Source organism: Novosphingobium sp., assembly GCF_037133355.1.
GTDB lineage: Bacteria > Pseudomonadota > Alphaproteobacteria > Sphingomonadales > Sphingomonadaceae > Novosphingobium.
The window spans coordinates 1-12200 of the sequence record NZ_JBAXOI010000026.1 but is presented as its reverse complement, the minus strand read 5'-3'; the positions used below and the strand labels follow the sequence as shown (position 1 = coordinate 12200).

The window sequence follows — 12200 nt, the reverse complement described above, 5'->3', positions numbered from 1 at the left end:
CTGTTCAGGACGAAGGGTAGTGGTAAAGCGATCTATTCCCGCAACTGACCGCAGCGGCGTCCCTGTTTGGGGAGGCATAAGCGACGAGATAGGGCGAGATGCCATCAGTACCCGCGAGCCGGGACGACCCGACCGCCCCCGACAAGCAGGCTGTCATAGCCCGAAACCGGCGTGTTGCGGTTGGCGCGCTTGATCGTTGCCTTGGTCGCACGCGCATAGGCCGACACATCCGGCCCGCCGTATTCCGCCTGTAGCTCGACCGCGACCGCGTATTGCAACGCGCGGGCATAGCCTGGTGCAAGGCTCAGCACATCCGTGCCGCCCGTCACCTGAGTAAGCTGCTGGTTGTAATTGACCGTAAACGTGGTCGCATACAGCGGTGTCGGCCACAGGATGATGCGGCCAAGCGGTGCATCATTGACATAGACATACCGCTCGGTGATCTGCTGCTGCACCGTCTTGAGCGGTTGCCCCATCCATTCCTCAAGCGTCCATTCGCCTACCGGAAAATCAACGCCGTTGACGCTGCAATAGGCCGCATGGATCGCGGTTGGGCGAATGCCATCCCAGTTCCCGCCCGGCCCCATGGTGTAGATGTTCTGGCCCGCAACCGTCGCATAAGTGGTCGGGGTCGAGCCGTAGATTGACAGGTTTTCGATATTCCACGTCTCAAGCACATCGTTCAGTGCTTGAATGCCGTCCTCCAATTCCGCAGCCGTAGGGGTTTCACCGACCGCCAGCGCATTGATCTTGCGCATGGCGGTGGTGACGATGGTCAGGACGGTTACGGGGCTAGGCATTAGGCGCCCGTGTGCCCGGAGCAGTTGGCTGTGACAGTGCCAACGGTGTTTGCCGTGGTGGTGACAATCTCCCACAGCGTGTTGGCCGTGCCACGAAGCGGCGGGTTAAACGTAACAATCACGGGCTGCAAGAACCCGGTCGTCGGAACCGTAAGCGCCCAAATGACAGTGCCGCCCGCGCCATCCCGAAGCGCCAATGGCACGCTTGTGGTGAACGCAGTCGTCGTGATCTGGCAGCTATCAATGTAGTTACGAACCGATGCACCCGCCGCAGCCTTGATCGTCACCGCCGTGGTAGTGTTGGAAAGGATTGGGCTTGTGCCACTGGTGTAGGTCCAGAACGTAGTGGAAAGACCCGGCTGCACCACCAAGCCGTTCACATCGCCGCGCAGTCGGTCAAAAGTCGTGCCGTTAAAGCCGTACCCCACACCGCGCGTAAGCAGTCCATTGCCAGAAGTGGCTAATCCGTCAGCCGTTGGTGTAGTAACACTTGCCGCCGCACCGCCAGATGACAGCGCCACAAGCAATTCGCCTCGTGCCGAAACTTGAGCATTGCCGCGCTGACCGTCAGTCAGCGTTGGCAAGGTCGCAGTGTAAACGCCGCCAATTTTGATCGGGTTCCCGCTGTCGGTCGCACCGGCGGCAATCGTTCCAGCAAAGCGCGTCGGGTTGGTTGTCGTGATCGGCAGGCAGTTTGCGTAGCTATCATCGCATTGAAGAGGGACAACAGGTGGCGTGCCCGCTGCGGGGTACGTGTATGAAGGGACCGTTTGCGCAGATGCGCTGGTGGCGAGCAGCCCGAAGGCCGCAAGAAAAATGCGCTTGTTCATGCTTCCACTACCTTGCGAGGACGGCCCCGGCGCGGCGCTTCTGCCGCTTCCACAGGCTCAACAGGGAACGGGCTGTAGCCTTCGCCCAGCGCGGCTTCTTCCTCGGCGTCGGCGATCAGAATGCCTTCCAGGCCGTCGTAGAGCCATTTGGGATATTCTTGGAACATACCGCCCTCCAAGGGTGTCGGGGCGACCCTAAAGCCGCCCCTAGCCTACTCACTGATACAGCCAACCAATCGGGCCTACGTCCGCAGTGAACGTGGTCGGAGCGGTGAAGCTGGCCGGAACCGTGCCGAACGTGCCGGTTGCGCTGCTGGTCATCTGGTTGCCGCCGTTCGCCGCCGCATGGGTGCGGATCGTGGCGGTGGTGCCGTTCTGCTGATACGCGATGAAGTACCGGCCCGGCGTCAGGGTCACGGTGTTCAGGAATGCGCGGTTCTGGAACGCGTTGGCACCAGACGAAAGCGCGCCCGCCACAGCCGAGTTGGTAATCAGCACGCCGTTGCTGTCGTAGAGAGCGACAAGCCCGTTATCAGTGCCCGCCGTGGTGCCGTTCAGAATGCCAATGCCCGTCCACGTTGCGAGGAACGGAACGAAAATCTCCGAACGGTACAGCGTGCCCGCAACCATCGTGGTGTTGGTGCCCGCCGAAGCAAACGCCTGAATATTGGTGTTGGGCAGAATGCGCGGACCCTGCGGCGTGGTCGGAACCGCAACACCAGCACCCGAAGGCTGATAGGTCACGTTGCCGCCCTGGGTGATTGACATGATCGGGCTGTCGAGCAGGAGAGCGCTGGTCTGCACCGGATAACCCGTTGCAGCCGTGGCGATGCCCTGCGCAATCAGCGCCGCTTCGGTGACGGAATCGAAAACTTGGACCGTGCTTGCAGCGTAGCCCTGATACGAACGAATGAGAGAAACAGCCATTTCGAAAAATCCTTGAATGAGCAAACAACGAGGGCGAGCCGAAGCCCGCCCGTCGCCGCGTCAGGTTGCGTAGATGCACGCCAGTTCAGGATAGGTCGCAGCCCACCCAAACAGCACGTCCAGACGCATAATGTAGTTGTCATTCACGCCGTCGTAGAACTCAGTCACCTTCAAGTTCATGCCCTTGTAGGATTCCTGCGCCACGTCGATCACACCCCGGCCCGAAGGCGGCGCGTACATCGGGACCATCGCCAGCGTGTAGGCATCGCGGTGGAAGCCGACGTTGGTGTTGTACGAACCCGACGCGGTGCCGAAGATCGTAATGGTGGCCGAGTTGGCAGGCGAGGCGGTCACGTTCTGGAACGCGCCGGTCGGGGTAAGCGCCGGGCTGATTGAGATCGAAGTTGCGCCGTTAGCCGCATCCGCAGTCACCACGAACTGCGCCAAGGTGCCGGTCGAAGCGCGCGACTGCGGGTTGACCGCGTTCACACTCGCGAACGTGATCTTGGTGCCGCGCGTGATCGTGCCGTTGAGCGCGTTGACGGTGATCGTCGAACCCGTCTGGCCCGCGCCGTTCACGGTGTTGGTGGCAACCACAGCCGTGCCGTTGGTGTGGATCGCAACGTTCTGGTCCATACCTACGTCAAGGCCGAAGCTGTTCTGCAACCGCCCGGTGGAGAACTGCTTGCCCACCTTGTCGGTGTTGTTGAACAGACCAGCCATGCCCTGAACCATGGAAGCGTTGAACGCCGGGTTCATGATCAGCGAGCGCCCGCCGTCCTTCACCGGAGCGCCCATTTCGTCCAGACGCTGATTGACGCCGGTCATTGCCGCGATGGCAAGGGCCTGCGTGTTAGGCAGCGTGCCGGGGGTGCCAATGGTGTTGAAGGTGTTGAGACGGGCCATATCAAGGCCCTGACGGTCAATTTCGTTGGCAACCGTCGCCATCGCAGCCTGAAGCTTCTGGCTCATCTGCTGGATCGAGAGGGTGCGCTCCTGACCAGTGAAGTTCAGGTCCGTACCACCCTGCGAAAGGGTCAGCGGAACAGTCGTTTCAACGGTCGCCTGCGGCACAGCAACGCGGCCAGCGCGGTAGTTGTACCGGGGCGGGCGCTTGATGTTGATCGTGGCGCCCGGCGAATAACCGCGCGACTGATTGGAGGTGAACTCCTGGTCCCAATCGCGGTTAACGACCGAGGCAAACTGGAGCTGGTTTTCCAAGACGGCAAGCGCCTCCTTGGCAATGATCGAGCAAGTAACGAGCGTGTTCGACATGGTAAAAAGTCCATCTATGGGAAAGCCGACGCTTCACAGCGTGGGCAATTTCATGATGACCTTAGAACGCAGCCCCTTGTTTGCGGCGAAGTGCGATGTAATCGTCCATCGAAACATTCGCCAAATCCGATTGCCGTGCTGGTGCCGTGCGGATCGGGCTAACTGGGGCCGGTGCCTTGGTCGTCGGTTTGGCAACGGGCGTCGATAGTGCCACTTCAAGCCGCCCCATCTCCAAAGCTGCCTTGACCGGGCTGAGTGTGTTCAGCCGCTCGACAAGCTCGGGATGTTGCGCGAAGTGATAAGCCAAATGACCACCTAGATCGCTGTCAACCATGGCGTCCTCAACGTGCTTTGCGAGCCGTATCTCAGACGAACCGACCACCTCTGCGAAGTCGGGAATTGTTGACACCGCCTCTGCCAGCTTTGCATCCCATGACGCGGCACGTACCATTTCGGTCGTCTGCTGCGCTTTGGCCGATGACTGCTTGCTGATCGTCTGCTCGACTTTCCAATCGGTCAGAGCCTCAACATACTCATCGTAGGTATCAAAGCTGTCGGCTGTTGGCTTCGGCGCGCCCTCGACGGGCGAAGCTGGCGTCGGTTGGGTGACGAGCCCTTTGTAAAAATCGCGTTCACGTTCGGCTTCCCGACGCGCACGAGTTAGATCGTTGATGCGATCCTGCGCCGTCTTACCACGCGGCTTGTGTTCTTGCAAGTCCTCGGGCTGTTCGGTTTCTTCGCTTTCCGCTTCCGGTTCCACGGTCTCGGTTTCGGCCTGCGGGGCTTCGGCAAAGCGGCCCTGCTCATCACGCGGAATTGCGGGCGTCTCGACCGGCGCGGCGTCAATGATGGTTTCTTCGCTCATGCTTCGGCTCCTTCAGGGGCGGACGCGGGGTCCGGTTGCATCGCTTGCTGCTGTTCCATTGCCTGTGCGTCCGCTGGGGGCTGCTCTAGGCCCTGTGCGATAGGTGCGGGCGCATTGGGGTGCATCGGATCGGCTGCGGCCTGTACGGCGGCGCTGTGGTCAATCTCGGGCTGGGCGCGCATCATGAGCAGCTTGGCAAACGCGCTCAGTTCGGCGTTGTCACCCTTGGCTTCGGCGTTGATCCGCGCAACCTCGATAGATGCCGCCGCCGCGATCTCCGCTTTCTTGATGCCTGCTTCGTGCTTTTCAAGCTCGTCGTTCATCCGCGACAAGGCTTCATCCATCTGCCCGATCATCTGGCCCGCCTGATCCAGCGGAATAGGACCGTTCGGCGTCTGCACCATCGGCGGTGCATCCTTTTGCTTCTTGTCCTCGTCAGCGAGCCCTGGCGGCAACGTCTTGGCAATCCGGTCGGCAATGTCATCGGCGCCCGGCCAATCCATCGCGCGCACAACCTTGTCGCCCGCCACTTCCATGAGCTTGGGCCAAGATTGCGACATCTGGACCATGCTTTCGGCAGCTTCCTGCTTGAGCGTGTTGTAGGCAGGCCCGGAGGACACCACCACGCCGTACTCGCCAATGGTCAGGTCATTCAGCACGCGCTGCACAGCGTTGCCGTACTCGTCCACGCCTTCTTCGGGCTTGTTGATCTCGACCTGAGAGGCCTGCCCGTCTTTGCCCATGGCGCGCAAAACCCGCTGCGTATCGTAAACATACGGGATGCCGCTGATGATGACGCGGCCAAGGTGTCGGATTGTCCGCGCAAGGTTGCCGCTGAAATGGTAATTCCCCACATCGCCCTGGTGCTGCCGAGCGCGGATCGCAATACCGCTGGTTTCGTTGGAGCGATTGCCAAGAGAAGCATCGTAAATGCCCGTCACAGCTTTCACGCTGTCACGCATCATGCCGGCCATGGCGATAAACCCGCTCGGTACGTCTGCCGGAGGTTGCCTTTGCGGCGGCGGTGCCTGCGTCCCGTCGATCGTGACCGGGTTGTATTCCAGATAGCTGAACGACTTGACGTTGGCCGACTGCCAATCGTCCTCGACCCCTTCAAACTGCCCCATTGCGCCGATGTACGGAACCTTGGTGCGCAGCGCGATCTCCTCGGTCGCTGCGGTCATCCAGTAGTTCTCCATCTTTTTCGGGTCTTTGGCGTTCCGAATGATGCCGAACCGCGTGACCTTGCCGTCAAGGTCAATCTCGTCACCGTAGACCGGGAACAGCGGAATCCACTTGAACGGCACTTCGGCCTTTTCCAGCACTTCACGCGCGGTCAGCTTGTACCACATCACCTTGCGCAGCGTGGTTTGCCGACTACGGCCCGTAGGCGCTACGCCGGGCGGGATGTCCTGCACCGTGAACTTGCCTTTGACGCGGCCCAGACCGTCCGAAAACTCAACCAGCGTGGCGGTTTCGTACTCAAAGCGATAATACTCGCAGATGCGGACAAAATCCTCGCCCAGCCAATTTTCATCGTCGCCAGTGCCCTTGGCAATGTAATCGTATGACGGGTCTTTGTTCGGATACAGCCGTTCAAATTCCTTCTTGGGCTCTTTGGAGGTGACAAAACCAAACTCCGCATCGCTGCCGTCCGGTTCCTGGCTCGACGGATCGAGGTAAATCGTGAACGGGTTGCGCACCCGCTTGATCTTCATCTCCTGTTCGAACGAGGTGTCGTTGCAATACTCGGTCACCAGCCGGAAAAACCCGAAGCCGATGCTCGCAGCGCTATCAAGCGCAGTGTCGTATGCCGTGTCTGCACAGCTATCGTATTCAATGTGCCGGATCAGCCCTTCAATGACCTCCGCAACCTCCTCATCCGCGCCGTCGCCAACCGGATGCACATGGATGGACTGCTCGTTCTGGCGCACATCGTTGACAACCTGGTGGATGATCGCCGGGATGTTGTTGATCGTAAGACACGGGCGACTGTCCAGTTCGCGCTGGCGCACTGACTGTTCATCCCACTGGTCGCCTTTCTTGAATTTCAAGTCCTCCAAGGCAAGCGAACGGTCACCGTCATCCGCGTTGATGCAAAGCTCAAGGCGTTCGCGGGCTTCGGCGATAATTTCGGCGTCAGTCATGCTGCAAGCTTTCTGGCGTATAGGGTTTGGCAAGCCTCAATCGTTTCACCGACCGCTTTGACCGCGCCGCAAGTGAAGCACTCAAGTTGCTCGGGCAGGCGCTCAATGCGGTGGCGCTGGTCTGCGCCGTGATAGATCACGCGCTCACGCCAATCATGGCTGTCGATCACAAGCGCAATCCACGTCACTTGCACGGCCTCCCAATGCAGGGGCGCACCATCAAGAGCGGTTCGGCTTGGATCGGCGCAAAACCGAACCGGCTGTAAAATTCGGCCAAACGGTTGCGGTCCAATGGGCTGTCATCATCAGGCTTGACGTGAACCATGAGAAACTTGCCCGCGATGTCGGCGTCAGTGCATGTGCTGAACAGCAATTCCGAAGCCCAGCCTTGCCCGCGATACTCAGGCTCGGTGCGAACGCTGCTGATCTCATAGACCTGTTTGCGCATGTGGATCGGCAGCGCCTTGGCAACGTTGACCTTGAGGCTTGCATAGCCGTGTTCGCGGATGCCGGGGATCATGCCAGCACCTCCCGGTGATGCGCCCGGATAAGCTGGTCCACAGCATCACCGATGGTCGTGCCTTCGGGAACGTCAACGCTGCAATCCCATACCTTGCCCGCTTCCATTTCAGGCATTCGCAGGCCGACGCGAACGAGCCCGCTTTCAGGGCCGCGCTGAATTGTCAGGTGCAACGTGTGCGTCACGTCACCGCTCCCATTTCAATCTGATGGAAGAGCGCAGTCCGCTTGTTGCCGCGTATCTGGACACCGTGGCGCGATGCCTGAGACACCAGCGTGTCGATTGCGGCGTTCACCGCGTCATCATCGGCGGGCAGCATCAATTCAGCCGAGCCCACGCGCGCACCGTCCACAGACAGCGCCAGGGACAAGCCATGGCTGTTGCCGATCACAAATGCGGTGCGGTCAAGGTGAAGGCTCATGCTGCCCAGCTCCGCACTTGCAGCGGCGGACGAACCTTGCGCACTACCTTGGTTGCCATGGCACGCCGCGCGCCCTCGCAGGCGTACCGCAGCGCGTCGATGCAGTGGTTGTTCTTGTCGGCCAGCTTGGGCAGGACTTGCTCTGTCAGCGGATCAACCTCAAAGCTGTACAGCGTCAGTTCGTCAATCACATGCTGACAACGCGGGTGCACGATGATGTCAAAGCTCTTCAGGAACTCGACACCTTCCTCCACCGACCGCGCGCCCTTGACCGCCGCCAGTATCTTGGGGAAGCCATGGTTGCGCAGATAACTGATTGTCTCAGGCCGGGCGCTGTCAGCGGTCAGCGGCCAGCGTTCCGATTCCGGCACGGATAGGAACAGCGCAGGCAAATGATTGATCTCGGTCCCGATCTGCCACGCCTCATGGTCAATGTAGAGGTTGTGGCCGTCGATCCAGCATCGCACCAGAACGCTGGGGTCGATGCTGAAGCCAAAGTCCGCGCCCATGCGGAACGTGACGCCTGCCGGTGTCTCGAAGTCCTCCACGCGCCAGTTGCGAAACACGCGGGCCTCGCTGTTGCGCTGATACTCGCCAAGCCAGATGTGCGCGAACTTGTCCGGGTCGCGGCTGCGGTCGTATTCCAGTTCGCCCTTGAGAACGTCAGGGAGCCATGGGTTGTCGCGGTAGTTCGCCTGGACAACGATTGCGTCAGGCGGCGGGTTCTCGCCACGCAGCAGCGCGTCTACCGGATCGGTGGATTGCGATGGGTTCCATGTGAACCACAGTTCACTGCCGGGCTTACGGATCGTCGGGCGAAGTAGATCAAGGCTGCGCTGCGATAGCGACTGTGCTTCCTCGACCCATGCGATGTCATAGCCTTCTAGCGACTTGATGCTGTCCGCTGTGTGATTCTGCATACCTTGGAATATGATAAGCCCGCCGTTCGGGCATTTGATGCAGGTCTGCTGAACCTCGAACAGCGAGCCAACGCCCATGGCTTCGATCTTGAGTTCGAGCAACTTCTTGACCGATTGCGCGAGGGACTTCTGCACTTCGCGGATGCAGACGGCGAACGTCCGCCCCATAATGCAGCGCTCAATCAGAGCTTCGGCGCGTTCGTGTGACTTGCCAGAGCCGCGTCCACCATGAACACCTTTGTAGCGCGAGGCTTCTAGCAGCGGGACTGCCCAGCGAGGGGTATCTATGACTAGCTCAACCATTGACCGTCTTGATTGAACTAATGGCAGCTACAAGATCGCGCTCCATTGGGTGCGTGTCCACGACCCGGCGCGTGATCATCCGCACTTCGATCTCGCCATCCGCACCAGTGCCTTGCAATGTCGTTGGCAGCACCTTGCCAATCAGCGCCAGAAACGCGGACGGACTTTCGCGGGCCTGCTCAGTCAGGTAATCCACGCCGCCTGCTTTGTTAAGCGCGCCAAGGATCATGGACTTTAGATCAGCGTTGATCTTATTCGGCACGCCTTTCTTGCGACCGGGGCCGGGCGTTCCATCGCCTACCCTGCGGTTTTTCACTGTTAGTTTTTCGGATATGCCGTCCGTCATGGGACCAGCCATTTACACGCATTCAAAAGCCTTGTGCACGGGGTATTAAATCGCCCGCAGCTTTTTTAAATCGCCCATAATGCGGCGAGCTTCCCGATAGTCGTACAGGCCACAGGAACGCGCCAAGCGGGCAAGCGTGACTTGCTCACCGTTCATACCGGCTTGGGCTAGTTCCTGAAGCACTTGTTGGCGGCGATGCGTCATTGCGCCTGCTGGCCTGCCTCGTGTCTGTGTCATGCTCCATCGTCTCCATCGCTATCGGCTAGGGTGTCGTGCTTCGGCTCGTTGTCGTTGGCTGCGGTCATGCGTAAGGGTCCGCTTCGATCCGGCTCTTGAAGCTGTTCATGCAAGTGTTGATCACGCCGCACTTGCCCGGCAGACCCATGCGGACCTTGACCACTGACAGGGTGGCGCTGTTCACGGTCTTGTCGGGCCGGTGGTAGATCAGGCCGTAGTCTGCTTTGTTCGCCCAGTTCGCCGATCCTGCGATGTCGTACAGGCCGGGCGCAGGGACGGTGCCATCCTTCATCTTCATGGGCTTGGTCGGATGCGCCACCACCCACAGCGCCACGTTGTACTTTTTCGCAAACCGCTTCAGCGCACGGATGGCCCGCCCGATGTAATCCGTTTCGGTCTCATCGCGCCCGCGCTTGTGTTCGATCTCGTTCCAAGGGTCGAGGACCACCACCTTTGCGCCGCTGCGGATCACGGCAATCCGGGCAAGCTCGAGGTAGGCTTCAAGGGTGATGTCCTCCTCGTCATCCATCGCGTTTGAGATGATCGTCATCATTTCCTCGATCCGGTCGTATGACGCGCGGCGCATGGGATGATGAATGAACTCCTCAAAGCTTGTGCCAATCAGCGCGCGAGCAATTCCGTCCCGCAGGATCGGCTTGGGCATGGTTTCGAAACTGGCGAGGCAGACGGGCACACCCCGGTCAATGCAATGCGCCAGGATGGTGTTCATCACCGTGGACTTGCCCATGTTGGAATAGCCCGAGAACACGGTGAACGTGCCCAGCACGATCTGCATGTGTTCGTCGAGGGCCTCAATCCCGGTTGGCATGGCTTGAATGTCCACGCCGTCAGGGAAGTCCGACATGCGGTACAGGCCGACCACCGGGTAAGGCTTGGCCGTGGTGAGAACTTCGGCGGCAACGCGCTGGCCGTGCTTCACCAGAACATCGTTCAGGTCTTTGCAGCCCTCGGGGTATTCCACGAACTTGCAGCGTTCCTTGCCAAGGATGCAGGCAAGGTCATGGGCAAGGGTCTGGCCGGGCTTGTCGCCATCGGTCGCGAGGATGATCGAAGGGATTTCCTTCAGGTCGCTTTCGTGCATCTCCCACAGGAACGAATACCGCTTGGCGTTTAGCGGATCGTCTGCCTTCTCAGCCGGCGCGCCATTAGGGACGCTGACCGCATGAGGGAAGCCGCAGGCTATCGCTGCCAGCGCGTCGAACTCGCCTTCGGTGATGACGAGGGTCCGCGCGCCCTTCAAGGCTTCAGCGTTCCAGAAGCAAAGCTTTCCGCCCTTGTCCATTTCGTGCTGCTTCTCGGCTGTGCGCCGATACTTGCGGTTCACGATCTGGCCGTCGTGCATGTAGGGGATGGATAGCCAATGCGCCCCGTGACGCTGGATTGTGGTTATCCCGAACTTCGCCGCCAAATCGGATGGGATGCCGCGCGCTTCGAGCCAAATCTTGTGAGGGTCCAAAATCATCGGTCGTTCCTCGAAAATTGCAGTTGTGGCAAAAATAAACGATCCCGCCGTTGTCTGTCTTGCTGGCGTTCAAGCACGGGTCTTTGCGGTGCTTGCGGGTGTGACTGCACATTGGGCACAGTTGTTTCCCGACTTTGACTGGACGCCAGGTCATACGCCCACCGCCACAACCTTAGGCCCAGCCCGCGCGTTTCGTCGCAAGGTTGCCTCAATGAACGCTATCGGCTCGACAGGCCGCTCAAGCTGCGCCGTGGTGATGGCGCTGGCCGTTTCGGGCTTGCCGTAGTCCTTGCACCATTTGCCGATCAGAGAACGCTTGCCGCCAAGGTAGGCGGTTGCCGCATCCCAAAACTGTTTGTCCGAAGCCGCTGGTGCGGCAGTAGCGTTAGCTACTGAATATTCCCTCTTCCCTCCTCCATCCTCCATCTGCGGAGACTTTTCTCCTTTTGGGGGAAACGTTTCTCCTTTTGGGGGAAATGGCGGGGCTTCATCGACATCGGTTTCCGTAGCCAAGCCGACAAAAGCGAGCATTTCCGCCGTTGCGGGAAAAATGTCATTTGGTGTCTTTGGCTTCTGAAACTTGCGAAAATTGCGGATGGCACCGTAGGGCTTACCGCCAATCTCATAACGGCGGATCGCGCCGACGCCCTCAAGCTCTGCCAGCATGGCGGCGACATCAACGTTGTCACCGGGAAAAACCCTCATGCGGATCGTGAGCGGCTTCCACTCAAAGATGCCCTTGTCGTCAGATTCCACACCAAGGCCAAGAAACAGCAGGCGCGCACCCATGCTGACAGATACCAAATCCTCGTCGGTGAAAAAGCCAGGGTGAATTGACCGAATGCGGCTCACTTGCACACCTCCTCAAAGGCGCGCAGAAAATCCGTCATCGCGGTTTCGCGCAGCGCGGTCCAAGAAGCGTTTTCTTTGAGAGCCGGTTGCCTGATCTCGGTCAGCAGCATGGCCCGGTGCGCTTCCCATGCGTCATGGGCGCGGGCCTCATCAAATTGGATGACGGGGACAGAATCGGATTGTTCAGGGCCGACCGCCCTGCTATCAAAGCTCATACGTCACGCTCCACGCTAGCGTCGATGTTCAGGCCTGGGCGGGGATCGCAACTCCCTGT

17 protein-coding genes are annotated in these 12200 nt (G+C 59.8%); all 17 read right to left on the bottom strand.

The features are described 5' to 3' along the window. Nucleotides 1-104: 104 nt before the first annotated feature. The 17 genes from WCL10_RS18735 to WCL10_RS18655 all read right to left on the bottom strand — a co-directional run bounded on the left by WCL10_RS18735 (nucleotide 105) and on the right by WCL10_RS18655 (nucleotide 12141). Nucleotides 105-800, bottom strand: coding sequence for a hypothetical protein (locus tag WCL10_RS18735; RefSeq protein ID WP_336897169.1), 696 nt, complete (start codon nucleotides 798-800; stop codon nucleotides 105-107). Next, entirely contained in the window at nucleotides 800-1630 is an 831-nt protein-coding gene (locus WCL10_RS18730; RefSeq protein WP_336897168.1) for a hypothetical protein, read from the bottom strand. The genes WCL10_RS18735 and WCL10_RS18730 overlap by 1 nt, the downstream gene beginning before the upstream one ends. Further along, complete coding sequence (locus WCL10_RS18725) at nucleotides 1627-1797, bottom strand: hypothetical protein (RefSeq protein ID WP_336897167.1); 171 nt, start codon at nucleotides 1795-1797, stop codon at nucleotides 1627-1629. Before WCL10_RS18725 ends, WCL10_RS18730 begins: the two co-directional genes overlap by 4 nt. A 49-nt stretch (nucleotides 1798-1846) precedes the next feature. Further along, entirely contained in the window at nucleotides 1847-2557 is a 711-nt protein-coding gene (locus WCL10_RS18720; RefSeq protein WP_336897166.1) for a hypothetical protein, read from the bottom strand. 60 nt (nucleotides 2558-2617) lie between these two features. Then, nucleotides 2618-3832, bottom strand: coding sequence for a P22 phage major capsid protein family protein (locus tag WCL10_RS18715; protein WP_336897165.1), 1215 nt, complete (start codon nucleotides 3830-3832; stop codon nucleotides 2618-2620). Nucleotides 3833-3893: 61 nt separating this feature from the next. After that, a complete protein-coding gene (locus WCL10_RS18710) occupies nucleotides 3894-4697 on the bottom strand; it encodes a hypothetical protein (RefSeq protein ID WP_336897164.1) in 804 nt (267 codons plus the stop codon). Beyond that, complete coding sequence (locus WCL10_RS18705) at nucleotides 4694-6844, bottom strand: portal protein (RefSeq protein WP_336897163.1); 2151 nt, start codon at nucleotides 6842-6844, stop codon at nucleotides 4694-4696. The genes WCL10_RS18710 and WCL10_RS18705 overlap by 4 nt, the downstream gene beginning before the upstream one ends. Continuing rightward, complete coding sequence (locus WCL10_RS18700; RefSeq protein WP_336897162.1) at nucleotides 6841-7032, bottom strand: hypothetical protein; 192 nt, start codon at nucleotides 7030-7032, stop codon at nucleotides 6841-6843. Before WCL10_RS18700 ends, WCL10_RS18705 begins: the two co-directional genes overlap by 4 nt. Continuing rightward, nucleotides 7029-7364, bottom strand: coding sequence for a GNAT family N-acetyltransferase (locus tag WCL10_RS18695; protein WP_336897161.1), 336 nt, complete (start codon nucleotides 7362-7364; stop codon nucleotides 7029-7031). Before WCL10_RS18695 ends, WCL10_RS18700 begins: the two co-directional genes overlap by 4 nt. Beyond that, complete coding sequence (locus tag WCL10_RS18690) at nucleotides 7361-7549, bottom strand: hypothetical protein (RefSeq protein ID WP_336897160.1); 189 nt, start codon at nucleotides 7547-7549, stop codon at nucleotides 7361-7363. The genes WCL10_RS18695 and WCL10_RS18690 overlap by 4 nt, the downstream gene beginning before the upstream one ends. Next, nucleotides 7546-7785: a hypothetical protein gene (locus WCL10_RS18685; RefSeq protein WP_336897159.1), complete on the bottom strand. Its 240-nt coding sequence runs from the start codon at nucleotides 7783-7785 to the stop codon at nucleotides 7546-7548. Before WCL10_RS18685 ends, WCL10_RS18690 begins: the two co-directional genes overlap by 4 nt. Then, nucleotides 7782-9008, bottom strand: a complete 1227-nt coding sequence (locus tag WCL10_RS18680; protein WP_336897158.1) for a PBSX family phage terminase large subunit — start codon at nucleotides 9006-9008, stop codon at nucleotides 7782-7784. Before WCL10_RS18680 ends, WCL10_RS18685 begins: the two co-directional genes overlap by 4 nt. After that, nucleotides 9001-9366, bottom strand: coding sequence for a hypothetical protein (locus tag WCL10_RS18675; protein ID WP_336897157.1), 366 nt, complete (start codon nucleotides 9364-9366; stop codon nucleotides 9001-9003). Before WCL10_RS18675 ends, WCL10_RS18680 begins: the two co-directional genes overlap by 8 nt. Nucleotides 9367-9399: 33 nt before the next feature. Then, on the bottom strand, nucleotides 9400-9558 hold the full coding sequence (locus WCL10_RS18670; protein WP_336897156.1) for a hypothetical protein: 159 nt from the start codon (nucleotides 9556-9558) through the stop codon (nucleotides 9400-9402). Nucleotides 9559-9655: 97 nt separating this feature from the next. After that, nucleotides 9656-11074 carry a toprim domain-containing protein gene (locus WCL10_RS18665; protein ID WP_336897155.1) on the bottom strand — a complete coding sequence of 473 codons (1419 nt, stop codon included), beginning with the start codon at nucleotides 11072-11074 and terminating at the stop codon, nucleotides 9656-9658. Nucleotides 11075-11224: 150 nt separating this feature from the next. Further along, nucleotides 11225-11926 carry a hypothetical protein gene (locus WCL10_RS18660; RefSeq protein WP_336897154.1) on the bottom strand — a complete coding sequence of 234 codons (702 nt, stop codon included), beginning with the start codon at nucleotides 11924-11926 and terminating at the stop codon, nucleotides 11225-11227. Continuing rightward, nucleotides 11923-12141 (bottom strand): hypothetical protein, encoded by a 219-nt coding sequence (locus WCL10_RS18655; protein WP_336897153.1) that lies wholly within the window; start codon nucleotides 12139-12141, stop codon nucleotides 11923-11925. The genes WCL10_RS18660 and WCL10_RS18655 overlap by 4 nt, the downstream gene beginning before the upstream one ends. Nucleotides 12142-12200: the final 59 nt, after the last annotated feature.

Excerpts from the sequence above, each read along its gene's own strand:
- WCL10_RS18735 (WP_336897169.1), bottom strand. The coding sequence starts at position 800 with ATGCCTAGCCCCGTAACCGTCCTGACCATCGTCACCACCGCCATGCGC.
- WCL10_RS18730 (WP_336897168.1), bottom strand. The coding sequence starts at position 1,630 with ATGAACAAGCGCATTTTTCTTGCGGCCTTCGGGCTGCTCGCCACCAGC.
- WCL10_RS18725 (WP_336897167.1), bottom strand. The coding sequence starts at position 1,797 with ATGTTCCAAGAATATCCCAAATGGCTCTACGACGGCCTGGAAGGCATT.
- WCL10_RS18720 (WP_336897166.1), bottom strand. The coding sequence starts at position 2,557 with ATGGCTGTTTCTCTCATTCGTTCGTATCAGGGCTACGCTGCAAGCACG.
- WCL10_RS18715 (WP_336897165.1), bottom strand. The coding sequence starts at position 3,832 with ATGTCGAACACGCTCGTTACTTGCTCGATCATTGCCAAGGAGGCGCTT.
- WCL10_RS18710 (WP_336897164.1), bottom strand. The coding sequence starts at position 4,697 with ATGAGCGAAGAAACCATCATTGACGCCGCGCCGGTCGAGACGCCCGCA.
- WCL10_RS18705 (WP_336897163.1), bottom strand. The coding sequence starts at position 6,844 with ATGACTGACGCCGAAATTATCGCCGAAGCCCGCGAACGCCTTGAGCTT.
- WCL10_RS18695 (WP_336897161.1), bottom strand. The coding sequence starts at position 7,364 with ATGATCCCCGGCATCCGCGAACACGGCTATGCAAGCCTCAAGGTCAAC.
- WCL10_RS18685 (WP_336897159.1), bottom strand. The coding sequence starts at position 7,785 with ATGAGCCTTCACCTTGACCGCACCGCATTTGTGATCGGCAACAGCCAT.
- WCL10_RS18680 (WP_336897158.1), bottom strand. The coding sequence starts at position 9,008 with ATGGTTGAGCTAGTCATAGATACCCCTCGCTGGGCAGTCCCGCTGCTA.
- WCL10_RS18675 (WP_336897157.1), bottom strand. The coding sequence starts at position 9,366 with ATGGCTGGTCCCATGACGGACGGCATATCCGAAAAACTAACAGTGAAA.
- WCL10_RS18670 (WP_336897156.1), bottom strand. The coding sequence starts at position 9,558 with ATGACGCATCGCCGCCAACAAGTGCTTCAGGAACTAGCCCAAGCCGGT.
- WCL10_RS18665 (WP_336897155.1), bottom strand. The coding sequence starts at position 11,074 with ATGATTTTGGACCCTCACAAGATTTGGCTCGAAGCGCGCGGCATCCCA.
- WCL10_RS18655 (WP_336897153.1), bottom strand. The coding sequence starts at position 12,141 with ATGAGCTTTGATAGCAGGGCGGTCGGCCCTGAACAATCCGATTCTGTC.